Here is a 22,944-nt window from a genome sequence, read left to right on the forward strand (position 1 = left end):
CCGACAGTTCGCAGGCGGAAGCCCCGGCGCCGGGTCTCCATCTGGTGCCGGGTCTCCTTGGCCGGTACTGTGCCCGGCGACCGACGAGCGGTCAGGTCAGGGCGCGGAGGCCACCCTTTGCGGAGAGCGGCCGCGGAGCGCCCGCAACCGGGGCAGGGTCCACACGCGCTCGCCGAACAGGGTGATGGACGCGGGCAGCAGGATGCCACGCACGAGCGTGGCGTTGATGACGATCGCAGTGGCCATGCCCACGCCAAGCATCTTGTACTGATGGCGTTGAGCACGACGAACACGCTGAAGACGCCGGCCATGATCACCGCGGCACTCGTCACGACGCCGGCACTGCCGCCGAGGCCGTCCACCACCGCAAGCCTGGTCGACACCCCGGCCGTCCAACGCTCGCGGATACGGCTGAGCACGAAGATGTGATAGTCCACGCTCAGGGCGAACAGCAGCGCGAACATAAACAGCGGGATCCAGTCCACCACTCCGCCGTAAGAGTGGAACCCCAGCAGCGAACTGAGGTTGCCGTCCTGGAAGACCCAGGTCAGAACCCCGTACGCGGCTCCGATGGACAGCAGGTTGAGGACGATCGAGACCAGCGGGATGGTCAGCGAGCGGAAGGCGAAGGCGAGCAGGACGAAGGCGAGCACCAGCACGAACAGGTCGCATACGGCATGGTGTGGCGCACCTGCCGGGTGAAGTCGTAGGCGAACGCGGTCGCGATGGCAGCGGCGATGGTTACGGTACTGGGGGCCGGCACGGCTACCGCGCAGCCCGCTGCGAGCGGGGACTCGAGGGTCGATCCGTGTGCGTCAGCTGGGCGTAGCTATGGGTTCGGCGGGCACCATGGGGTGGGTCGCGAGGCGGCGCACTTCGGCCGTGACCTCGGCGCCGACCTGGTCCGCCGTTCTGTCGCCGTAATCGAGGATGTCGTACTCGTCGTCGAGTTCGGCGAGCCGCTCAGTCAGGGGCAGCTCATGTCCGTAGGGCTGATGAATCCTGAAAGGAACTCCCGAGGCGTGAGCTCGCCAGCGAGCATGTGGCGGGCGAGCGCTCAGGCGGCGGCTTCCTGGCCGGCCTGGCTGGCGACCGGATAAAAGGTGAGGCCGAGTTCGTCGAGTGCTGCGGGAAGCAAGTCGTGGACGTCATAGTCCGCCTCGGCGCGCGTGCAGGCGGCGAGGATCCGAAGGCCAGGCGATGTCGAGTCCGGCGACGAGCGCATCGCAGGCGGCATTGACGACCGCTCGCGCGGATTTCCCCCATGCACCAGAGGGCGGCAAGGTCCGCCCTGAGCCGCTGGTGCCGCTCGCACTGGACGCGCTGCAGGACGTCCAGGACGCCGTCAACCACCGCGACCCCCGCACCACCCAGCGCTACAACCGGCACCGCCGACGGCACGAGACCCACCCGGGCCACACACTCGCCGCACGCCTCGTAGACAGGCTCCCGGAGTAACAAGCCGACTTCCGTGGTGCCCGAGGACACGGTCGTGTCCTCGACATAGCGGCCGAGGACGGCGGCAACTGGCCAACTCGTCTCATACGCCAACGGGCCGGCCCACTCCACCGTCACCTTGACGGACGAGCGGGCCGACTGCATGCCCGGCAGGACGGGCTACTCCGCCTTCGCGTAGGCGGGCTCCAGGACGAGATGGCCCTGAGCGACCTCCTTCAGCTCTTCGAAGTCCTTGACATAAAAATCCGGTACGAGGTGTGAATGATGTTGCTCTTCCGCAGACACCTGAAGATCAGGGGCGTGAACACGCCCCTGCACCCCGAGACGGACTACGCCGCACTGCTGATCCCCGAACCGGCCCGCCGCACCGACGTCCGCATCGGCTACGCCCGGCTCTCGACCAGCGGCCAGAAACTGGGACCGCAGCTCGACGCCCTCACCGAGGCCTGCTGCCGCCGCGTCTGCGCCGACAGAGGTCCGGGCGGGACGACTTGCGCCCCGGACTGCAGGCCCTCTGCTGGACGCTTCCCGAGGACTAACCAACCGGCTGGCATGATCCGGGCATCGTTCGACAGAAACGGCGTTGGCCCTGTCCATAGAGGACAGGGCCAACCCACTCAGGCGGCGATGGTCAACGGGGCTTCCATACGCTCCCACGCGCCGAGGACGGCCTTGTGGGCGTCCGGCTGCAAGTGAGCGTAACGCTGGGTGGTCTGGAAGCTCTCGTGGCCGAGGAGGTGCTGGACCTCGTATAGCGAGACTCCTTTCTGGACCAGCCACGAGGCGCAGGTGTGGCGCATGGAGTGCGGCGGATAGTGCGGGACGAGTTGCTGTTCGCCGTCCTCGTCGAAGTAGTAGGCAGCGTCGAGGGCCGGCCACCAGGTCTGGCGTCGCCAGTTGCCGTCGTCGAGAAGCCGTCCCGTCCGTCCCGTTGTGACGGTGGTGAACACCACAGCATCCCGGTCGAGCCGGTGGATGTGGCGTTCAAGTATCTCCAGGACGTGAGGCGGGAGCGGGACTTCCCGGCGGCTCTTGGAGCTCTTCGGGTACTCCTTGATGCCGCTCTTGGTGTTGACCTCCACCACGAACAGGCGTGAGCGGCGCTGGTCGATGCGGTGCCGGTGAAGGCCGGAGAGTTCACCCCAGCGCAGCCCGGTGTAGAACCCGAGCAGGCACATGGTCCGCCAGGCGGCGGAGAGCTGGTCAAGGATGCCCTGAGCCTGATCGAGCGTGAACCACTGCGGCGGTTTGACCGCGATAGACGGCAGATCGATGCTGCGACACGGGCTGACGGCGATCATGTCGTCGTCCACTGCCGCACGCATGATGGAGGACATCAAGTTGTAGGCCCGTTTGATCGCAGATGCCCCCACGTCCTTCTCCACCAGGACACGTATCCAACTCTGGACATCCATGCGGGTGATACTGCGCATCTCTCGGCCGGCCCAGTAGGGCACGACGTGGTTTTTGATAGTCGAGGCGTCGCCACGCAGCGTGTGGGGTTCGACGACGCGGGCGTTCCACCACCGGTCATGCCACTCCCCGAGCTGGGTCCTGCCAGCCCTCGGATCCCGCACGCCACCTCGAGCGAACTGCGTCTCCATCTCAACAGCCCAGGCGCGCGCCTGAGCCTTGAGGGGGAACGACTCACTCAATCGGGATCCAGTCCGACTGCGTACTGTCGCCTGCCATTTTCCAGATTTCAACCTGCGCAGGTACGTGATACCACTCCTTTATTCAGACGTACATGGGGATCGATTCGAAAATGAGTCAGCGGCAACGCCTTTCAGCCGCAACCGCCCTGCTGGAGATGAACGCCTCCAAGCCATCTGCTGGCACCCGAACACGAGAGCGTCCCGTTCCTGTACGCAGGTCTACGACCGGTAGGTCGCCGGCAGCAATAAAGCGGTACACGGTTCGCCGGTCGACATCCAAAGCGGCGGCGACGGCGGGAATTGACAGCAGACGAGTCGGCAACGATGAGTCCTCGCGGCGAGAAGGGCAACGGGTGATTGACGGTTCTCTCGCGACCACCGACTAGCCGCGCACACGTCGCGGTCCCGCACGGCTCCCCGCAGGAGAGCGGAGCCAATGGAACCTACGTTTGCTTGCTGCTAGCCGCGGACCGTTCCGCATCTCAACGGTTCGTGGGTCGTTCAGGAGCCGGTACGGCGGACGGCTTGGCAGTGGCCCTCGGGACCAGGTTCACTGACCCCACCCACTGCCAACCAACCCGCGCGGACATCACCATGCTCCTCGGAAAACACGTTTTGCCTGACGGCATTTTCTGGGCTATACAGCGCAGCGCACCGGCCCACGGGGAGCACGGACCATCGTGGTCCCGTTCCGCACCTCGACTCCCTCGACAGAGGGCTTACGGGTCGACCGTGCCGCGCGGCCCTCCCACGCCACCCCCTCCGGCGGGGAGATATCCAGACAGGCGATTGGAGAACACCCTTTTCTTGAGCAGCGAAGGAAGGCTATAGCTTGACATACGCTCACGATAATAATCCACTCATTTGCCGAGGAGAGTATCTGCCGTGAGCGAACTGATGCATCGCGAACCATTACGCTTGGCAGTAGTATGAATCGAGGCGAGGAGATGCCAATCAGCGGACGATTCGGACAGGTCCATATTTCAGGCCGCCTTTTGCAAGCCAGGACGTTGTTGCGGTGGACACCGGGCCGGGCAGCGTGGCACGCCAACAAGATCGCGTTTTCGCAGAGCACTGGGGATTGAGACCAATAGGCTCGCAAATAGACGATTCGCGCATTGCTCGTGGGGGGTGTTTCCTGCCCGAACCGCAGCAGGCTCAACGGAGTTGGCGGAGTACACGCCGGGGTGCTGGCGGCGTACAACGAGCGGGACGGCACGGCCCGCTCGCATGCCGTGGAGCTCCAGCAGGTCGGAGTCGGCGGGGCTCCGAGGTTTCGGACGAGCGGGTGGAGCGGATGGACGGGCCCGAACAATGCGCGAGCGGGAGTAAGCCGGTTCGCCCGACCGGTGGCCTCTTCGCCGTACCCGGCGAACGGCTCGACGCCGCGATCAGAAGGACCGGCACGGCCCACGAGGCCGACCAGGCCCCGGCACTGGGCCTGCTGCCACCGGGTGAACGACGCCGAGCTCCGGGTCGGCGCCGCACTTGCACCCTTGCGCGCCGTTCCGCGGCCGGTCCAGGGAGATCGGGTGCGCGGCGGCCCCGCCGACCGGGAGAATCATCTGTTATGGCACAGTCCGTCCCCGCATCCTCTGTCCCGGATTCCCAGTACGTCCGGCGCATTCTGCGCCATTCGCAGAGTTCGCTCGTAGGGCTCATCGCCTCCACGAGCGCGCAGCTCCCGTACCCCCGCGATCTGGGCGAGCACGAAGGTTTCGGCGTATACGGCCCTTGAGCACTCGCCGACGCCGCGCGGGTCTCCCTTGCCCTCGGCAAGGAGATCAACCGCGCCCCGGCACAGCCGCGTGATCCTGGGCAGATCCTGGGCCCCTACCTCGCCCTGGACGACCCCTTCTACAAGGAGTCGCCGGAGGAGAAGCTGACGCGCCTGCTGACGCGCGCAGGGCTGATGCGTTCTCAGCAGATGATCTTGAGGAGGGTGGTGGCGTGACCGGTAGCGGTCGGTTGCGGCGGCGATGTTGGTCCAGCCGGCCTGGCGCATCAGGCCGATGGCGAGTTTGCGCAGTGTGGCCATGGCGCGGGGAGCGTTGCCGGTCTGGACCTTGGAGGCGTCCTCGACGAAGGTCACATCTGTCACGTGGTGCAGGGCTTCCACGGACCAGTGGCCCTGGACGAGTTCGGCCAGGCGGCCGGGGTCCGCCTGGCCGGGGGTGAGGCTGGTGACGGCGTAGACCGTCTTCGTCTGGACCTCGCCAGTCTTGGTGCTGACGCGGCGTCGCTTGATCTCGATGGCCTGGAAGGCGCGCGGGAACAGTAGCCCGGCTTCGACGGTGCACACTTTCAGCCGCCGGACCTCGCGCCGTCCGTGCCCGGCGGTGCGGGTGCGGTCCAGCAGCGGCAGCTGCTGCCAGGGCAGGGCGCGCAGTTGCCGGCGCAGTCCCTTCTGGTTGCCCTTGCCGACCAGGAGGTAGTGCCCGCCAGCGGCGACGATCTTCTTCGCGGTCTTGCGCTGGGTGTGCATCGAGTCGGCGGTGACGACCACACCGCGCAGGTCAAAGCGGGCCAGCAGCGGGGTCATGGCCGGGATTTCGTTGCTCATGGCGGCCACTTGGCATTGGGCGATGACGGTCTGGCTGCCGTGTAGGGCAGCGGCCAGCAGGTGGACTGCCGTCTTGCTGTCGGTGCGCGAACCGCGCACGGCCTTGCCGTCCACGGCCAGCCCGGTCAGGGCTTCGTCGTCCTCGACGGGATCGGCGGCGTGGCGAGCGAGCCAGGCGCCGACCGCGTCGTCCAGAGCGTCTCCGTCGATGCGGGCCGGCAGTCTGCCGAGCGTGGAGGCGTTGGGTGCGGCGCGGTCAAGGCCGAGTCCGGCGCGGACCTGCGAGTCGGCGTCGGCGGCGTATCGGGCGATCTGCGCGAGGGAGTGGGCTCCGTCGAGCACCGCCGTCAGACACAGGGCCAGCAGCGCGCCGATCTGGTAGCGGCGCCCGCGCACCCGGCGCGGATCGGGCACGGCGGCCAGCACGTTTGACAGTGAGGCCAGCTCGCGCGGCTCGACGGATGGGCGTGGGTCGGTGGCGTCCTCGCATTGGCGCGCGACGACGGTGATCAGGCAGAGGGCACGCGGACGCGACTCCAGGACGATCTTCGGTCTCAGTGGGCGGTTCGTGAGCTTTTGGATAGACCTGTGGTCGCCTGATGGTGTGGGTTGTGGGCAGAATCCGCCGGCCCGCGGTGGTTCATCTGGTGATGTGATCGGGTGAGTGAACGCAAGCCGTACCCGAGTGACTTATCGGACGGGCAGTGGTCGTTGATCGAGCCGGTGATCACCGCGTGGAAGGACCGGCACCGCTCGGACAGCGGCTACCAGGGCGCCTACGAGATGCGGGAGATCGTCAACGCGATCCTCTACCAGGGGCGGGCCGACTGTCAGTGGGCGTACATCCCGCACGACCTGCCGCCCAAGAGCGCGACCTACTACTACTTCGCCGCCTGGCGGAACGACGGAACCGACCAGATCATCCATGAACTCCTGCGCTGCCAGGTCCGCGAACGCGCCCAGCGATTAGAGGACCTGACCCTGGTGGTGCTGGACACCCAGAGTCTCCATGCGGCTGCCGGGGTCCCCGCCGCCACGACCGGCCACGATCCGGCCAAGAGGGTGCCCGGCCGCAAGCGCGGCCTGGCCGTGGACGTACTCGGCCTGGTCATCGCGGTCGTCGTCCTCGCCGCGAACACGCACGACAACGCCGCAGGCATCATCCTGCTGGACCAGGTCGCCGAGCACGCTGGCGGAACCGCCCGCAAAGCCCTCGTCGACCAGGGCTTCAAGAACAAGGCCGTCGAGCACGGCGCCGGCCTGGGCATCGACGTCGAGATCGTGGCACGCAACCCGCAGGACAAGGGGTTCGTGCCGCAACCGAAGCGGTGGAGGGTCGAGCAGACCTACGGGATCCTGATACTGCACCGGCGCCTGGTCCGTGACTACGAGCACCGTCCCTCCTCTTCCGCCTCCCGCGTCTACTGGGCGATGACCCACGTCATGAGCCGACGCCTCACCGGCGCGAACACCCCCACCTGGCGCACGGTGCAGGAGGCAGCAGCGTGAACATCCAGCCCCTGCTCGATGCCCTGGACCTCCAGGAAGACGCCGCCCGGACCCTGGCCGACGACCTCCGCGCGCAGATCGACAACCTGCAAACCCAGCTACGGGAGACCGAGAGGCACCTGGAGCACCTCACGATCACCCGCAAGACCGTCACCGGCCTTGCCGACCGGCTCCCGGTCGTCGCGCCGGACCTGCCCGACCACCCGGACTACCCCCGCATCCTCGCCGCCTTCAACCACACGCCCCGGCCACTACGAGCCAAGGACGTCTGCGAAGCCCTCGGCCACGAACTGCTGCCGAAGAACGTCGAAGGCACCCGGGCCAAGCTGAAACGCCTGGTCAAACTCGGGATTCTCACCGAGGTCGACACCGGCAGCTTCACCACGAAGCAGTAGCCGGCCACTGCGATCGCTCAGATGTGCATGTCCGGGGTGCCGCGAACTGCATACGCCGGCAGGCGGGCTTCCTTCAGGTAGGCCGGGGAGAGCGAGAGGTCGAACCGCCGCTCGATGATGCCAAGGGTGCGCCGGTAGGTATCTGTGTAGTGCTCGCCTTCGGCGGCGATGAGTGTTTTCCCGTCGGACTGCAGCACGCGCCCACTGACGAGTTCGGGAAGCAGCAGGTCAGGCTCCCGACCCCAGCGCCACACTTCCTCGCCCAGCCCGAACCCACACAGTTCCACGCCGTCCCGAGCGTAAAAGACTGTGGCTGGCGGGTGCTCTTGTATCGGCACGTAGCGGACGGCTTCGACGCCTTCTCGGGAGATCTCTGGCAGACGGTCCCCACCGGTCGAGTCTCCGTACTCCAGGGCGAACGACCAGCCTCCATGCTCTCCGACCCGTACGACACCATCGCCATCCTCGCCCGGTCGGTACCACTGCCCGAGGTCCCACGCTTCGGCGTCGGTGATGGGCTCGGTCGCTCCGTCCCGGTCGCCTCCCATGCGCACGGCCAGTTCGTGCCCGGATATTCCGTGTGCGAACACCACACTGGACATCCAGTGCTCCAGATCGACCAGCCACTGAATCCCGTCGCGCATACCCTCGCCCCTCACCCACAAGCAATTGATCGTCGGGGCGCACCCTATGCAGCACCACCGACAAGGCGAACCCGTCGAGCAGGGCCAGGCGACCACGCGCCATCGTTCCCCGCGCGCAACATGCCAAGCAAAGCACCCGGCCCAGCCTCACCCGGAAATGGACATCACCTCACGAACCGCCCTCTGAGAGCATTGCGTCATGGGTGTGAGCGGAGCCGTACCGCAAGGTGATGATCATCATGCAACACAGGAATTCATCGGGGAGCCGCCGCTGGACACCGCGCAGCAGTTGCGGATCCGGGCCACCCATCGCGGGTTCACGTATCAGAATCTCTACGCTGTTGGCTGCCTGCTTCGACTGCGGGACGCGGGCGCTGAGAGCTTGCTGGTGGAGCGCGACGAGGACCTGGAGGTGGTGCTCCCGAGCCGCCGCCTGTATCTCCAGGTCAAAACGCGCAAGAGCGGCGTCCTGGTCTGGAGCGATATCCGCGACGCGCTCGATCAGTACCGTGGAGTTCGGGCCGAGCATGATGCAGACCGGCGCGGTGGCAGTCCCTCGCTGATCGTGATCACCAATGCCCAGCCTGGACCTGACCTGCTGGACAGGACAGTCGCCGCGGACTGGCCCGGCGACGTTCATCTGCTGTACCCGGGCAGACCTTCGGCGACTGAGGCTTGGCTGCCGACGCCGGCGCCCGACCTCGAGGCGATGATGCAGTGGTGTACGGCCGAGGCCAGCAATGTCCGATTCGCCTCACTCAAACCGCGGACGCTGGTGGAGAAGCTGGCGGCCCGGGTGCAGTACGCGTCCACGGGCGCGCTCGGTCAGGGCTTCGCAGCAGCGGACCTTGCCCAGTTGTTCGAGCAGTTCGTGCAGGAGCTGCAGGCGTTTCCGGAGACCCCCGATACCTACCGGCCCCAGAAGACCGATCCCGAGCTGGTCGGCGAACAGCCGGTGCGGCTGGTGGTCGGGTACTCAGGCGCAGGGAAGACCACTTGGGCAGCGGATGCGGCTAAGCGGTGCTCGCTGCCCGTGACGTACTGCGATGTGGCAGATGGCGTGTCGGCCGATGCTCTCGCCGAGTCGCTGGCCCGGGAACTCGCGGCCAGGCACCTCAGCGGTCCGGCGGGAACGGAGCTGCCCTACGGGTCGAGCCTGGATGTCCTGCGAGCGGTCCACCGGCGGCTGGAAGAAACGGGGACCATCGTCGCTGTCGTCCTCGACAACGCCCACCGCGTTCCCGTCGGCGGACTCCGCGCGCTCATTGCCGCGCTGCCCACTGCACAGTTGGTCTTGTTGGCGCACCCCTGGCCTGACCAGCCCGTTCTTGAGATTCATCTCGGAATCGCCCCGCAGGTGCTGCCTGGATGGAGTGTCGACACCGTGGTTGAGGTCTTCGTGGCTGAAGGCTGCCGGACCGACTACGCCACGGCGCAGCGCGTCATCACGCTCACCGGCGGTCTGCCCTTGTACGTCGGTCAGGCCGCCGTGCTCGCCCGCAGCCAGTACGGCGCCGACGTGGCCGAGTTCTGCGACGCGTTCGAGGAGGGGACGCACGCAATGCCCACTGCTCAGGAGCGCATCCTCGAGCGGGCCTTCGCAGGTCTCGGCGAGACGGCTACGGCACTGGCCGGCCTCCTCGCCCTGGCCGAGGTCCCACTGAAGCAGGACGAGCTGCAGCTGTTGGCTGCGGACATGGGGATGGCGAGCCGGTCGGTCAACGGCCGTGCTCTTCGAGAGCTTGTTGGCCCCGGGCTGACGCAGTCGTTCGGGGACGGTCACCTGAAGCTTCATGACGCCGCACGAGCTGTCGCCCCGCAGGTGCTTGAAGGTCTCAACGAGGAGACGGCCGACCGGGTGCAGCGGACCTTGTGCCAGATTGTGGAGGGTGACTGGGATCCCGCGCGACGTTCCCGCTGGATGCGACTGCTGGGATCAACGGGACAGATCGGGGTCCTGATCGCCCTCACCGAGGAGGAGGGGTTCTTCGAGCGTGACTACCCCCGTGAGGTGCGCGCCGACCTCGCTGACACGGCGCGTGATCCGGCCTCGGATCCCGCACTGCGGCTCGACGCTCACAACGCGCTGGCCGCATGGGCGTTCAATGAACGAGACATGGAGGGGCTAGCCTCACATGTCCACGCGATGGAGACGATTCGTCGAGCCGGACACCCGGACTTCGGTCCGCGAGAGGCCGTGCTCGTCGCCTCCCGACAGTTCCGTCTCTACGGCCCAGCGGGAGCCCTCACACAACTTCGCCGTGCCTTCGCCGAAGCACACGCCCAGACGCCTTCTCCCTCCCGGTTCGACCGGGGATTGCGCTACGAGTACGCCGGTGCTTTGTGGGAGGCGGGAGAACACCTGGAGGCGGGCAAACTCGCTGCGGGACTCATCGACACCTACATGGACCACCTCGGGCTGACACCTCCCGACATCCTGCTGCCGGTCGAGATGCTCCACGAGCGATGCGTCAGCCACGACACACCAGACGACTTCAAGAGGCTCGCCGACTGCTTCGGCCTCCTGGTCAAAGTCGCGCGCAAACTCGACAGAATGGACTTCGAACCCTGGGCACTATGGGCGTTTAAGCTCTACAACGCCTCCGGCGCCACGCGGTCGGCCATCGACTCGGGGCAGGACCTCGCAGACGTGGAATGCCGGACCAATCCCGCCGGGGCGCTGAGACAGCTCGACTCACTGCTGCGCGCGGCCCAGGAGAACAACCTCCTGGACATGATCGTCGGGATTCGTTCGCAGCGTGCCTTTGTTCTGGCTCTCGCGGGCGACGTACCTAGTGCCCGTGCGGAGATGGATGCCCTCGCCCAGTACGACCTCACCCCCAGCGAGAATGACGACATCCGGCACCAGAGCCGGCTCATCGAAGAGATCGCCAATCCTGTGGGGCTCGTAAAGTCATCGCTGCAGGTGGGGCCCGCGTGAGAGGCGTTCGCTGGCGGCTGGGATGCTACGCGGGTGATCATCTCGACGGTGTATCGGATCACCCGTGCGTTGCTATCCGTGCCGGGCGTCCTGCTGCGCCGCAACACGGCCAAGGACGCCGAACTGCTGGTGCTGCGGCATGAGAACGCGGTGCTGCGACGGCAACTCGCTGGTCCGGTCCGTTACGAGCCCGCGGACCGGTTCTGGCTGGCCGCGCTGTCGTCGCTGATACCGCGGTGCGACTGGGGGCGGGTGTTCCCGGTCACCCCGGGGACGCTGTTGGCCTGGCACCGCAGGCTGATCGCGAAACGGTGGGACTACTCCGACCGACGTCGGCGCACCGGCCGCCCACCGACGGCGGCCGCGCTCAAGAAGCTGGTGCTGCGTCCGGCGCAGGAGAACCCGCGGCGGGGTCACCGGCGGATCCAGGGTGATGAAGTTTCCCCGTGATCTCGGACACTCGTTCTTATGCGGCGATGGTGTGCCGCTGTCGGGTCTCGTGCGGGGTCAGGTAGCCCCAGTTGGGGTGTTTGCGTAGTCGGCGCCGGTTGTAGAAAGTCTCGATGAAGGAGAAGACCTCGGTGCGGGCGGTTGCCCGGTCGGGCCAGGTCCGGATACCGATCTCGGCCTTCAGGACTGCCCAGAAGCTCTCGGCTGCGGCGTTGTCGTAGCACGAGCCGGTGCGTCCGGTGCTCGCTCTCATGCCCAACCTGGCTATCTCGCTGCGGAATTGGGTGGAGGTGTATTCGCTGCCGCGGTCGCTGTGCGCAATGCAACCGGGCTCCAGGCGGCCGCGTCCATGGGCCATGTGCAGGGCGTCGACGACCAGGTCAGCGCGGTGGTGGTCGGCCATCGACCAGCCGACGACCTCGCGGGTGGCCAGGTCCAGCCAGCAGGCCAGGTAGAGCCAGCCCTGCTCGGTAGGCAGGTAGGTGATGTCTCCGACCAGGCGGGTTCCGGGCCGGGCCGCGGTGAAGTCGCGGCCGATGAGGTCCGGTGCGGGCCGGGCCTGTTTGTCCGGGCGGGTCAGCGACCGGCGGTGGCCGCGGGTGATCCCGGCGATGCCGCGTTCGCGCATCAGCCGCTCGACACGCTTGCGGTTCACGCCGTGGCCCAGCCGCCGCAGCTCGGCGTGGACGCGCGGGACGCCGTAGGCGCCCCTGGAGGCCAGGTGGACCACGGTGATCTCGTGCACGAGCGCATCGTCGGCACGCAGGCGCGCACGCCGGGCCTGTTCGCCTCCGGCCCAGGCGTAGAAGGAGGAGCGGGGAACACCGAGTACGCGGCACAGCAAGGAGACCGGGTAGGAGGCCTTCTCCGCCGCGATGAACCGGTAGACCCCGCTCACCGGTCGCTCTCCCGCGCGAAGAAGGCCGTCTTAGATTCAACCGGTCAAGGCAACACTCTCGGCTGGTGTGCGGAATCCGAGGCACTTGCGCGGACGGTTGTTCAGCTTGGTCGCGATGGCGTCAAGGTCGTCCTGGCTGAAGGTCGACAGGTTGGTGCCTTTTGGTAGGTACTGCCGGAGCAGCTTGTTGGTGGGGCCTTCCCCCGTGAAGGTGGGCACGCGGTTATTGATCACGCGGCGAGTGTGAGTTTAGCGGTGTGGTGTCGGTGTTCGTATTCGTTGGGGCTGAGGTGGCCGTTGGCGGAGTGCCGGCGGCGGGTGTTGTAGCGGGTCAGCCAGGCGAAGACGGTTCTGCGGCAGGTGTCGGAGTCGCCGTAGTCGGTGGCGCCCTGGAGGGTCTCGCGTTTGAGGGAGGCGTGGAAGCTTTCGCAGGCCGCGTTGTCGGCGCTGGTGCCGATCGCGCCCATCGAGCGGGTGACCCCGAGTTGGTCGCAGAGGCCGGCGTAGGCCCGGGATCCGTATTGCGCTCCGTGGTCGCAGTGGAACACTGCGCCGTCCAGGCGGCCGCGGGTCGAGGCTGCCATCCGCAGTGCGTCGGTGACCAGGCCGGTGCGCATGTGGTCGGCGATGGACCAGCCGACGACCTTGCGGCTGAAGCAGTCCAGCACGGTCGCGAGATAGAGGAACTCCCCGCCTGCGAGCGGGAGATACGTGATGTCGCCCATGTATTTGCGACCCGGCTCGGTGGCGGTGAAGTCCCGCTGGAACAGGTCTGGGACCGGTGAGGCTGCCGGGTCCGGGACGGTGGTGCGCACGCGTCTGCGCAGGCGGATGCCGGTGATGGAGAACGTTCGCATGACCCGGGCGATCCTCTTTTCGTTGACCCGCCGCCCTTTCTCGCGGAGCTCGGCCGTGATTCGCGGGGAGCCGTAGGCGCCGCCGGACTCGCCGTGGATCTGACGGATCTCCTCGGCCAGGACCCGGTCCTCCCGCTGCCGGGTGGCCCGGGCCTCGGCGCCGGCGAGCCACTTGTAGTAGCTGGACCGGTTCACGTCCAGGACCTGGCAGAGCCGCTTCACCTCGTAGGTGTTGCGATGGTCGTCAACGAACTGGAAGCGGCTCCTCACCAGTTCGTCTCTCCGGCGAAATACTTGGCCGCCTTGCGGAGGATGTCCCGCTCGGTGGCGAGCTTGCGCTCACTTGCCTCCAACTCGGCCACCCGGGCCTCCAGCTGTCGGACCCGCTCGTGCGGATCAGCGGACGGCACGGCCTCCCGGGGCTGGGCGCCCGGCTTCGCAGCCGCGGCGGTGATGCCACGGCGTTCGCGGTCCCGCAGCACCCACTCCCGCAGGGTCGCCCTGTTGATCCCCAGGTCAGCGGCGATGCTCTTGTAGATCGCCCCGGGTGTGGACTCGTACAGGGCCACGGCATCGGCCCTGAACTCGTCCGAGTAGTCCTTCATCGCCATCGGCGGTCTTCTCGCTTCCTCCGGATCAAGCAGATCCAGTATCAGCGTGTCCACCACTCAGGGGGAGGACCCGTGTTCTCGTTGGTGCCGCGTTGCCAGGGGCTCCGTGGGGCTGCGAAGAACACGTCGACGCCGGTGCCGGCGGTGAACCGCTTGTGGGCAGCCAGTTCCATGCCGCGGTCCCAGGTCAGAGTGCCGCGTAGCCGGGGGTCCATGCGTGCGTAGGTCTCGGCGAGCGCGGGAACGACCACGGTGGTGTGACGGCTGGCGAGTTTGACGACCGTAAGAAACCGTGACTTCCGGTCGACCAGCGTCGCGACCTGGCTGTTGTTCGAGCCGATCACCAGATCGCCTTCCAAGTGCCCGAACTCGCTCCGGTCCTCCGCAGTCTCGGGCCGCTCCTCGATCGGCCGGGCATCGGTGATCTGCGAGCGCCACTGTCCCTTCACTGTATGGCGCTTGTTCTTCCGGATCGGGCGACCAGTTCGCAGGCGTTTGCACAGCTCACGCGGGACCACCTTCCATCGGGTCGTGTAGACCGACCGATAAATCGTCTCGTGGCTGATCCGCATCCCAGCGTCGTCACTGTGACGGAGACGCAGGTGCCCGGTGATCTGCTCCGGCGACCACTCCTCCTTCAGCAGGGTCAGAACCGCCTGCCTCAACTCGGGTCTGCGAGCGAGGAGGCACTGCTTCGGGCGCCGGGCGCGGTCAAGTGCTCGTTCCTGCGCAGCGATCGCCCGGTAGACGTCGCGTCCACCGTTCTTGTTCACTTCACGGCTGATCGTCGACACCGCACGCCCCAGGAAGCCGGCGATTGTCCGGTAGGACTCACCGGCGCACAGTCCGCGCGAGATATCCTCCCGCTCGCCCACGGTCAGGCTTCCGGCCCGCGCCTTGCGGGGCGCTGGAGCGATCCCTCCGTGGTGCTTGAGGACGGTGAACACCGAGCCGGGCGGCTTGCCGATCTGCCGTGAGATAACACTGATCGACTCCCCAGCTCTCCACCGCCGCCACAAGTCGGCCTTCATCTCGTCCGACATCCCCGGCCGACCCAGTCTCGCCACGTATACCGTCCTCAACCAGCACTGTTGCTCCGACCGGTTGAATCTAAGGTCGCTTTTTTCAGGACCTCGATCGTCTTCTGCTGTTCGACGTTCTGCCGGCGAAGGCGACGCAACTCCTCGTGCTCGGCACTGGTCAGCTCGCCCGGACTGCCTTCACCCCGGTCGACTTGGTCCTGCTTGACCCAAGCCCGCAAACCCTCCGGGCTAACCCCCAGGTCCCGGGCCACCTCCGTGACCGTCTTGCTGGAGGATCGGGCCAACGCCACGGCGTCCTGCTTGAACTCCTCCGAGTACCGCTTCCCTGCTTTATTGCTCACCTGGCTCTACTTCCTCTGGAACCTCACGTCCCAGTCTCCAGGTGTCCAGATCCACGGGGAAGCTTCAGTGAACTGGCCAGGTTGGGGCATTCGATCGCGCCGTCCACGGTCTGGCAGATCCTGCACGCGGCTGGCGTCGACCCGGCCCCGCGTCGCACCGGCCCGAGCCGGCGGGAATTCCTGACCGTCCAGGCCGAGGGGATCGTCGCGGCGGACTTCCTCCACATCGACACGATCACCGGCAAGCGGCTGTATGCGCTGGCGTTCCTGGAACACGGCACGCGCAAGCTGCACATCACCGGCGTGACCGCGCACCCGACCGCCAAGTGAGCGGTCCAGCAGGCCCGCAACCTCACCGCCGACCTCGGCACCCGTGCCGGGTCGGTCCGAATCGTGCTGCGCGATCACGACAGCAAGTACACCGAACCCTCCGACGCCGTCTTCGAGGCCGAAGGCATCGACGTGCTGCTCAGCACACCCCGAGCGCCGCGGATGAACGCCCATCGCGAGCGCGTCATCGACACGATCCGCCGAGAGGTGCTCGACCACGTTCTGGTCATGAACGAGGCCCACGCCCGACGCGTACTTGCCGAGTACCAGCACCACTACAACGCCCACCGACCGCACCGATCACGAGACCAACGGCCACCCGAAGCCGCGCACCAGCAGCCGGACCGGTCCGTGGGTACGCCGGGCAAGCTCCTACAGACGCGCATCCTCGGCGGAGTCATCAACCAGTACCAGTACGTGGCTTGAGCTGCAGCGATGACTTTTCGAGCCCTACAAGATCTGCACGATCTCGGCGAACGCGCACGCTTCAGTTCGCGCTACGTCAAAGGTGTTTCGTCAGCGGGCAAAGACGGCCGCGGGAACGGTCGGCATTGTTGTGGCAGGGGTCGAGACCTCGGGGGATCCCGGCGCACGTCCTTGCATAGGGCACCCGACAGCCGTCGTGGAGCGCACCCGGTCATCGCCCTCTGGGCTTTTTAGCAGAACTCGGCGCACCTAAACGCCGCGTTCCCACGGAACGGAGTGGAATTCACATGAACATTACTCCCGGGTTCGGGAAGAAACTGCTGAGCCGGTCCGCGGTGCTCACCGCGGGTGCCGCGCTCGCCATGGGGGGCTTCGCGGGCCCGGCCAGTGCGTCGCAGAGCGCGAACATCTCCGCGTGGACCGTCAGCGCCAGTTCGTGCCCGACCTACTTCAAGATATGCCTGTTCTACTCCCCCGGGGGCACCGGGGGACGGTACGGGACCAAGTACCTGCAGGAGGGTGACCTGTCGGGGTTCACCTTCGGCGGTTCGGGAGCTGGGGTCGGCCAGGTCGTGAAGGACAACGCGGCCTCGGCCGACAACAACACCGGTTGCAACGTCGCCATCTGGGACGCCTACTACTCGGGTGATTCGGACTGGCTGAGCCCGCACAAGGGCGGGAACTTCGGTCCGCTCCTGCGCAACCGTGAGCAGTCCTTCGCCGAGGACGACGGAAGCCGCAGCGGTTGCCAGTCGGCTTAGCAAGCGTCGGCGGTCACGCCGCCGCGACGCGGTCCGGGCCAGGGGTGCCGCACACCCCTGGCCCTCCGCGTCCGCACATGAGTCGCGCCCCGAAGAAACACGTCACAGTTCCGATCTACCGAAGGTTCTCATGACTGCTGCATCATTCATCGGAGGCCTCGCAGTTGTGGCCCTGCTGGCGACCGGCGTCCTCACTGCGTGCACGAACGGCACTCCTCCCGGGCCGTTCCCCACCCTGGCCGCTGTCCCCGAGGGTGTCCCGGCGTCATCGCTTCATCTGCCCATCGAGGCTTACATGCTGACGCCACTGCAAAGTGCGCGGATCGGATGGGAGCAGGACCGGGTGCTGAGCACCTGCATGGCTCGGTTCGGGCTCGACTACCCCGACGCGGGACCGCCGCCGGCGGGCAAGGACGCTGGGCAAGAGTTCGCTGTGATGAACCGCCGGTACGGCATCACCACGCCTTCGACCGCGGCGGTGTGGGGCTACCACCTCGCTCATCCCGCGCCCTCGTCGGCGGCACCGCAGGCCTCGGCCCCGTTGACCGACGCCCAGAGCACCGTCTTCGGTGGTACCGACCCGCGCACCGGGGAGGTGGTCACCCGCTTCCGCGGGAAGGCCCTTCCTGCGGGCGGTTGCTCCGCGGAGAGTGAGGACCTGTTCCCCGAGATGGCGAGCCCGCAGGGGCCGGGAACGGCGCCCGGGCAGATAGTCGCCGCGATCAAGTCGGACAGTTTCGCCGCATCCGCCGCCGATCCGCGGGTGACTCGTGTCTTCGCCGCCTGGAACTCCTGTATGCGCGGCCACGGCTACCACCTCCCGAGCAATCCGCTCGAGGCTCCGACCGGCCTGCATACACTCCGCGACGCGGGACCCGACCGCGCCGAAATCGCCCAGGCGATGACAGACGTCGCCTGCAAGCAGCGGACCGGCCTGGTCCAGGTGTGGTTTGCAGTGGAGTCCGCGTACCAGGTCCGGGACATCGCGCGGCACCGCGCCGACCTGGAGAAAGTGAAGCGCGAGCGCGACGCGACGGGCGCGGCCATCCAGGCGCACCTTGGAAGATAGCCGCGCCGGGGCACTACCTCGCCGACCTGTCGCCCGCCTCGTCCGCCCGTTCGCATTGTCCCGAGCCTGTTGTCCGACCTCTTCGCCCCGACCCCTGACATGGAGCCCGACCGTAGAACGGCAGGGCGGAAGTGCCGCTGCGCAGCCACGGGGGTCGGAAAATGGTCAACGGATTACGGAGCCGGTCACGGGAGGACGCCGAAGTCGCTCTCGGCGCGGGGGTACGGGTCGCGATACTGCGGTACCGCGTGTCGGCGGCGTTCGCCGCGCGGGAGGCGATCAGCGGATCGGCCACTTGGCCGCTGACACTGGTGTCGGGAGCGCCCCTGCTGGTGCGGCACGAGCAGGGCTGTACGCGCCTGCACTCCGGGGACCTGGTCCTGTGGAACCCGGCTCGGCTGGTGACTGTCTCGAAGGCCGCCTGCGACCCGACGTGCGCGACGGTCATGCGCCTGCCAGCGCACGCCCTGCCGATCCCCCACGAGGCGCTGGTCCGGCTGGCCTGCCACCCGGTGCCGTCCGCCGCGGGGCCGGCTGCGCTTCTCGCCCGTTTCCTCGAGGGGGTCGCGGACGTCGCACCGACCCTGGAGGCCGCTGCTACCGAGCGGCTCGGATCGGCTGCCATCAACCTGGCCGCCGAGTTCCTTGCGAGTCTTTCGGTTCCTCGTGCGCCGGTTGCGCGAGTTGCGCGCCACGACTCGCTCGTGGAGCGGGTGACCGCGTACATCGCCCTGCACCTGGACAATCCCGCATTGTCCTCTTCGGAGATCGCGCTGGCGCACAACATCTCCGTGCGTACCCTGCAGTACCTGTTTAGGCGAGATAACCGGACCGTCAGCCGCTATATCCTCGAGCAGCGGCTAAGGCGTTCCCAGGCCGACCTGTCCGATCCGGCGATGTCCGAGGTGAGCGCCGGCAGGATCGGATCCCGCTGGGGCTTCAGCTGTGATGCGGTGTTCTCCCGTGCCTTCAGGCAGATGTATGGCCTTCCCCCCGGAGAATGGCGCAGAAAGCACCTCGTTCTCCTCTGAGTCATGGACCGGGCTCCGCCTCGCTGCCTGCCTTAACGGCAGGCCTTCCGGTAGGTCAGGGCCGAGATGTACTGGTCCCAGGCCTTATGGGTGAGGGTGCCGGCCGTCGCGGCGCAGATGCGGCGGACGGCGTCGTCGGTGCCGGTCGCCTGGAGGAGGACGGTGTGGTCGTCACCGGCACTGGCCAGGGTTCGGCCGTCAGGGCTGAGTACCGCCTGGTCGATGGGCCCGGTGTGGCCGCTGATCGGGCCGCCCCGGGTGATGGGTGCAGTCGGGTCGGCGACGTTCCAGAGACGGATGGTGCTGTCGCCTCCGCTGCTGACGAGGGTTCGGCCATCGTGGCTGAACGCTACGGACAGGACGAAGCTGGTGTGTCCGGTCAGCGGCGCGGCCAGGGCGGCGGGACGGCGGGGGTCGCTGACGTTCCACAGGCGCACGGTGTGGTCGTCGTTGGCGGTGGCAAGTGTGCGGCTGTCCGGGCTGAAGGCCAGTGATCCCACGCCGCCTGTCTGGGCGGCCAGGGGCGGGCACCACGGCCGGGGGCGGGTGGGGTCGGTGACGTTCCACAGGCGGGTGGTGTCGTCGGCGCCGGCGCTGGCGAGGGTGTGGCCGTCGGGGCTGAAGGCCAGCGCTCGTACGGTGTCGGTGTGCGCGGTGATCGGGGTGCCGATCTCGTGGAGGCGGGTGGGGTCGGTGACGTCCCACAGCCGAACCTTGTGGTCGTAGCCGGCGCTGGCCAGGATGCGGCCGTTGGGGCTGAAGGCGACCGTGGTGACTGCGGCGTGGCTCGGGTCGGTGGTCCGCTTGCTGAGCTCGCGCGCGTGGGCTGGGTCGGTGAGGTCCCATAGACGTATGGTGCCGTCGCGGCCGGCGCTGGCCAGGAGGTGGCCGTCACGGTTGAAGGCGAGCTTGTTCACGGCGTTGGTGTTGCCGAGCAGCGGGGTGCCGAGGGGGGTGGGGGTGCTGGGGTCGGCGGTGTTCCACAGCCGGATCGCCCCGTCGGTGGCGCCGGCCGCTAGGACGCGGCCGTTGGGGTTGAAGGCGACGGTGTTCTCGTAGCTGGGGGTGGGCAGCATGGTTCGGGGCAGGTCCCACAGGCGGGTGGTGTTGTCGGCGCTGACGCTGGCCAGGGAGTTTCCGTCTGGGGTGAAGGCGAGCCACCAGATGTATCCGGTGTGGCCGGTGAGGGGTGGGCACAGCGCGATCGGGGCCGAGGGGTCGGTGACGTTCCACAGGCGGACCGTCTGATCCGCGCCCGCGGTGGCCACGACCTTCCCGTCAGGGCTGAAGGCCACTGCGTAGATCGTGTTGGTCGCGGCGCCAGAGACCGCGCCCAGGCTAACTGGTTTCGCCGGGTCGGAGACGTTCCACAGCCGCAGGCTGAAGTCGTTCCCGGCGCTCGCCATGACATGGCCGTCCTTGCTGAAGGCGACCGCGTAGACGGTGTCCGTATGGCCGTGCAGCGGCGGACCCCAGTGCTTCGGGTTCGCGGGGTCGGTGACGTTCCACAGCTGGATGGTGTGGTCGTGGCCGGCGCTGGCCAGGGTGCGGCCGTCCGGGCTGAAGGCCGCCGAGGCGATGGCGCCTTTCTGGCTGCGCAGGGGCTTGCCGAGTTCGCTCGCGCGGGCGGGGTCGGTGACGTCCCACAGCCGCACGGTGCCGTCGTCGCCCGCGCTGGCCAGGGTGCGGCCGTCCGGGCTGAAGGACACCGAGAAGACGATGCCCGAGTGTCCGCGCAGTGCGGGCAACGCCGTCGGGTGCTTCGGGTCGGTGAGGTTCCACAGCCGCACGGTGTGGTCGCGGCCCGCTCCGGCGAGGGTGTGGCTGTCGGGGCCGAAGGACAGCCACATGATGCCGCCGGCGTGGGCGCGGATCGGGTTGCCGAGCGGCGCCGGGTGCGTGGTGTCGGTTACGTTCCACAGTCTGACGGTGTCGTCCTTGCCGGCGGTGGCCATCACGTGGCCGTGTGTGCTGAAGGCGACCGCGTAGACGGGTGCGGTGTGCCCGGTCAGCGGGGTGGACAGCGGTGTGCTCTGGGTGCCCAGCAGGTCGGTCGAAAGGAGGCTGGTGGGGTGGATGCGATATCCGGCGACGTCGAGGCGGGCTGCGAGCGATTGATCTGTGCCGCGTAACTGGTCGGCCTGTGCTTGCACTTCGCCCGAGACTGCGCTGTCGCGTTCAGCCCGGGCGGTCGATCGCTGCTGGAGTGCGATTCCGGCAGCGGCCACGGCGAGGACGGTCAGAAGCGAGAGCGCAGCCACTGCTGCCCGGCGCCGTCGAGCGGCCCGGCCTTGATGCCGGGTGGAGGCGGTCAGGAATTCCTTCTCTCGCTGGCTCAACCGTCCGTCGTCCGCGTGCGTTTGGCCCCACTCTTGAGCGACGGAGAGTCGGGAGCCGCGGTAAAGCGCGCTCGTGTCGCGCTGTTCGCGCACCCACGCGGTGGCGGCGTCGGTGAGCTGTTGCTGGATGAGCAGGCCGGCCCGGTCTTCGCTGATCCAGCGGCTCAGTCTTGGCCATGCCTGGAGCAGTGCCTCGTGGGTGATTTCCATGCTGTCGGTGTCGAGGGTGACGAGTCTGGCGCGGGCCAGGGCGTCGATGACGGCTTCCGCGTTGGGATCGATTTTGTCTCTGGCCAGGCGGCGCTTGGAATCCCCGGTGCCGTCGTTGAGGGACACCAGGCGCAGGAAAATGCCTTGCGCGAGGCGTTGCTGCTGCCCGGTGAAGCTGTCGTAGGCGGTTTCGGCGGTGTTGGCCAGGGCGTGGGTGATGCCGCCGGCCGACTCATACCCGCTCAGGGTCAGGGTATTGCCCCGCCTTCGCCGCCAGGTCTCGCGCATCGCGTGGGAGACCAGGGGCAGGACGCCGGCCTGCCCGGTTGCCTCGGCCACTACCCGGGCGAGCAGGGGTCCTTCAACCGTGGATTCGGCTTGGATGGCGGGCTGGGTGATGGCCCGGCGCAGCTCGTCCGTGGTCATCGGGCCGACGAGCAGTTGTGAGTCCTGGAGCGCGCCCACGAGGTCGGGGTGCTGTGAGCAGGCGCCGTAGAAGTCCGCCCGCACGCCGAGGACGACGCGCGTCCGGCTGTTGGCCGCACCGGCAGCCGTGAGCAGCGAGGCGATGAACGCGGCCCGTTCGTCCGCGTCCGCGCAGAGGGAGAATATCTCCTCGAACTGGTCGACCACGAGCAGGAGTTCGGCCTCCGGCGGTTGCTGTGCGAGCAGTTGGAGGATGGTCAGATGCAGGGCGCGGGGGTTGGCCCGCAGCTCGTCATGGAGGGCGACGGCGGAGGACCTGGAGTGCGCGGCGAGCCGCGCCGCGCATTCCTCGAAGGGGTGTGGGCCAGGGGTGAGGACCAGTGCGGTCCACGATGCCTCGCGACCGGACACCCGCGGGATCAGGCCGGCCCGCAGGAGCGAGGACTTCCCGGAGCCCGAGGCGCCGAACACCGCGACGAACCTGTGGCCGCGGACGCGGCCTTCCAGGTCCTCGGTGAGCCGTTCGCGTCCGAAGAACCGGTGGGCGTCTGCGGCTTCGAAGGGGCTGAGCCCCGCGTAGGGGCAGTCATCGTTCCCTTCGGCGGCGTCCGGGAGCTCATCGGCGCCGGCGAGCTCGGCCGACAGGCGGTGCCAGCGCTGCTCCCATTCCGCCGTGTCGCCGCCGCAGGCGCGGACGTAGGCGAGGGTGACCGGCAGGCTCGGCAGCTTACGGCCGGAGGCGGCGTCGGCGAGGGTGGTCGAGGAGTAGTGCGCGGCGCGGGCGAGCTTGCGGTACGGGGGGGTGCCGGCCTTGTCTCTCAGTTTCCTCAAGCCCGCCGCGAATTTGACCAGATGGGTGTCTTCACCGTCTAACGGCCGTTCGCTTCGGGGCACCGTCGCCTCCTACCTGTCCTTGCGGAGTGCTCATTGTGCGGAGCGTGTTGTCCGGCGTCCAGCGGCCGACAGCGGACAACGTCTCGTCCCTTA

At 67.7% G+C, this 22,944-nt stretch carries 18 protein-coding genes and 4 pseudogenes; 9 read left to right on the plus strand and 13 right to left on the minus strand.

The features are described 5' to 3' along the window. Nucleotides 1-96: 96 nt before the first annotated feature. The 3 genes and pseudogenes from OG900_08910 to OG900_08920 all read right to left on the minus strand — a co-directional run bounded on the left by OG900_08910 (nucleotide 97) and on the right by OG900_08920 (nucleotide 1,225). The gene (locus OG900_08910; GenBank protein ID WUH96087.1) at nucleotides 97-252 is read right to left on the minus strand and encodes a hypothetical protein; all 156 of its coding nucleotides are present in this window, start codon (nucleotides 250-252) and stop codon (nucleotides 97-99) included. A gap of 80 nt (nucleotides 253-332) precedes the next feature. Beyond that, a pseudogene (locus OG900_08915) lies at nucleotides 333-653 on the minus strand (MMPL family transporter). Between the two features lie 404 nt (nucleotides 654-1,057). Beyond that, nucleotides 1,058-1,225 (minus strand): hypothetical protein, encoded by a 168-nt coding sequence (locus OG900_08920; protein ID WUH90212.1) that lies wholly within the window; start codon nucleotides 1,223-1,225, stop codon nucleotides 1,058-1,060. A gap of 77 nt (nucleotides 1,226-1,302) precedes the next feature. On the opposite strand from OG900_08920, the gene OG900_08925 reads away from it, so the two are divergent. Further along, nucleotides 1,303-1,458 (plus strand): hypothetical protein, encoded by a 156-nt coding sequence (locus OG900_08925; protein ID WUH90213.1) that lies wholly within the window; start codon nucleotides 1,303-1,305, stop codon nucleotides 1,456-1,458. A gap of 617 nt (nucleotides 1,459-2,075) precedes the next feature. Here OG900_08925 and OG900_08930 read toward each other — a convergent pair. The 3 genes from OG900_08930 to OG900_08940 all read right to left on the minus strand — a co-directional run bounded on the left by OG900_08930 (nucleotide 2,076) and on the right by OG900_08940 (nucleotide 6,102). Further along, entirely contained in the window at nucleotides 2,076-3,113 is a 1,038-nt protein-coding gene (locus OG900_08930; protein WUH90214.1) for a site-specific integrase, read from the minus strand. A 115-nt stretch (nucleotides 3,114-3,228) separates the two neighbouring features. Continuing rightward, the gene (locus OG900_08935) at nucleotides 3,229-3,435 is read right to left on the minus strand and encodes a helix-turn-helix domain-containing protein (protein ID WUH90215.1); all 207 of its coding nucleotides are present in this window, start codon (nucleotides 3,433-3,435) and stop codon (nucleotides 3,229-3,231) included. Between the two features lie 1,239 nt (nucleotides 3,436-4,674). Then, on the minus strand, nucleotides 4,675-6,102 hold the full coding sequence (locus OG900_08940; GenBank protein ID WUH90216.1) for an ISAs1 family transposase: 1,428 nt from the start codon (nucleotides 6,100-6,102) through the stop codon (nucleotides 4,675-4,677). Between the two features lie 234 nt (nucleotides 6,103-6,336). On the opposite strand from OG900_08940, the gene OG900_08945 reads away from it, so the two are divergent. Next, nucleotides 6,337-7,185: an IS5 family transposase gene (locus tag OG900_08945; GenBank protein ID WUH90217.1), complete on the plus strand. Its 849-nt coding sequence runs from the start codon at nucleotides 6,337-6,339 to the stop codon at nucleotides 7,183-7,185. Further along, entirely contained in the window at nucleotides 7,182-7,580 is a 399-nt protein-coding gene (locus OG900_08950; protein ID WUH90218.1) for a hypothetical protein, read from the plus strand. Before OG900_08945 ends, OG900_08950 begins: the two co-directional genes overlap by 4 nt. Nucleotides 7,581-7,597: 17 nt before the next feature. Here the strand turns inward: OG900_08950 and OG900_08955 are convergent, their stop codons facing one another. Further along, nucleotides 7,598-8,224: a hypothetical protein gene (locus OG900_08955; GenBank protein WUH90219.1), complete on the minus strand. Its 627-nt coding sequence runs from the start codon at nucleotides 8,222-8,224 to the stop codon at nucleotides 7,598-7,600. Nucleotides 8,225-8,423: 199 nt separating this feature from the next. On the opposite strand from OG900_08955, the gene OG900_08960 reads away from it, so the two are divergent. Next, nucleotides 8,424-11,165, plus strand: coding sequence for an ATP-binding protein (locus OG900_08960; GenBank protein WUH90220.1), 2,742 nt, complete (start codon nucleotides 8,424-8,426; stop codon nucleotides 11,163-11,165). A 33-nt stretch (nucleotides 11,166-11,198) separates the two neighbouring features. Next, a pseudogene (locus OG900_08965) lies at nucleotides 11,199-11,600 on the plus strand (integrase). A gap of 31 nt (nucleotides 11,601-11,631) precedes the next feature. On the opposite strand, the gene OG900_08970 reads toward OG900_08965, so the two are convergent. The 5 genes and pseudogenes from OG900_08970 to OG900_08990 all read right to left on the minus strand — a co-directional run bounded on the left by OG900_08970 (nucleotide 11,632) and on the right by OG900_08990 (nucleotide 15,365). Beyond that, the gene (locus OG900_08970) at nucleotides 11,632-12,513 is read right to left on the minus strand and encodes an IS3 family transposase (GenBank protein ID WUH90221.1); all 882 of its coding nucleotides are present in this window, start codon (nucleotides 12,511-12,513) and stop codon (nucleotides 11,632-11,634) included. Between the two features lie 36 nt (nucleotides 12,514-12,549). Next, nucleotides 12,550-12,705, minus strand: a pseudogene (locus tag OG900_08975) (IS30 family transposase). 38 nt (nucleotides 12,706-12,743) lie between these two features. Further along, nucleotides 12,744-13,981 (minus strand): IS3 family transposase gene (locus tag OG900_08980; GenBank protein WUH90222.1). Its coding sequence is split into 2 segments (ribosomal slippage): nucleotides 12,744-13,655 and nucleotides 13,658-13,981, totalling 1,236 coding nucleotides; the frame shifts between segments, so codons are not numbered across the junction. A 41-nt stretch (nucleotides 13,982-14,022) separates the two neighbouring features. Continuing rightward, complete coding sequence (locus OG900_08985) at nucleotides 14,023-15,024, minus strand: IS30 family transposase (protein ID WUH90223.1); 1,002 nt, start codon at nucleotides 15,022-15,024, stop codon at nucleotides 14,023-14,025. A 35-nt stretch (nucleotides 15,025-15,059) separates the two neighbouring features. Beyond that, complete coding sequence (locus tag OG900_08990) at nucleotides 15,060-15,365, minus strand: transposase (GenBank protein ID WUH90224.1); 306 nt, start codon at nucleotides 15,363-15,365, stop codon at nucleotides 15,060-15,062. A gap of 69 nt (nucleotides 15,366-15,434) precedes the next feature. Between OG900_08990 and OG900_08995 the strand changes: the two are divergent. The 4 genes and pseudogenes from OG900_08995 to OG900_09010 all read left to right on the plus strand — a co-directional run bounded on the left by OG900_08995 (nucleotide 15,435) and on the right by OG900_09010 (nucleotide 18,982). Further along, a pseudogene (locus OG900_08995) lies at nucleotides 15,435-16,121 on the plus strand (integrase core domain-containing protein). Nucleotides 16,122-16,408: 287 nt separating this feature from the next. Beyond that, complete coding sequence (locus tag OG900_09000; GenBank protein WUH90225.1) at nucleotides 16,409-16,882, plus strand: peptidase inhibitor family I36 protein; 474 nt, start codon at nucleotides 16,409-16,411, stop codon at nucleotides 16,880-16,882. A 166-nt stretch (nucleotides 16,883-17,048) separates the two neighbouring features. Next, the gene (locus OG900_09005) at nucleotides 17,049-17,951 is read left to right on the plus strand and encodes a hypothetical protein (GenBank protein ID WUH90226.1); all 903 of its coding nucleotides are present in this window, start codon (nucleotides 17,049-17,051) and stop codon (nucleotides 17,949-17,951) included. Nucleotides 17,952-18,199: 248 nt separating this feature from the next. Beyond that, the gene (locus tag OG900_09010; protein ID WUH90227.1) at nucleotides 18,200-18,982 is read left to right on the plus strand and encodes a helix-turn-helix domain-containing protein; all 783 of its coding nucleotides are present in this window, start codon (nucleotides 18,200-18,202) and stop codon (nucleotides 18,980-18,982) included. A gap of 32 nt (nucleotides 18,983-19,014) precedes the next feature. Here OG900_09010 and OG900_09015 read toward each other — a convergent pair whose 3' ends face one another. Further along, nucleotides 19,015-22,788 carry a hypothetical protein gene (locus tag OG900_09015; protein ID WUH90228.1) on the minus strand — a complete coding sequence of 1,258 codons (3,774 nt, stop codon included), beginning with the start codon at nucleotides 22,786-22,788 and terminating at the stop codon, nucleotides 19,015-19,017. Nucleotides 22,789-22,944 lie beyond the last annotated feature (156 nt).

The organism is Streptomyces sp. NBC_00433, assembly GCA_036015235.1.
Classification (GTDB): Bacteria; Actinomycetota; Actinomycetes; order Streptomycetales; family Streptomycetaceae; genus Actinacidiphila.

Coding starts and splice junctions, on each gene's coding strand:
- OG900_08920 (WUH90212.1), bottom strand. CDS start 1,225: ATGCGCTCGTCGCCGGACTCGACATCGCCTGGCCTTCGGATCCTCGCC.
- OG900_08955 (WUH90219.1), bottom strand. CDS start 8,224: ATGCGCGACGGGATTCAGTGGCTGGTCGATCTGGAGCACTGGATGTCC.
- OG900_08960 (WUH90220.1), top strand. CDS start 8,424: ATGGGTGTGAGCGGAGCCGTACCGCAAGGTGATGATCATCATGCAACA.
- OG900_08985 (WUH90223.1), bottom strand. CDS start 15,024: ATGTCGGACGAGATGAAGGCCGACTTGTGGCGGCGGTGGAGAGCTGGG.
- OG900_09000 (WUH90225.1), top strand. CDS start 16,409: ATGAACATTACTCCCGGGTTCGGGAAGAAACTGCTGAGCCGGTCCGCG.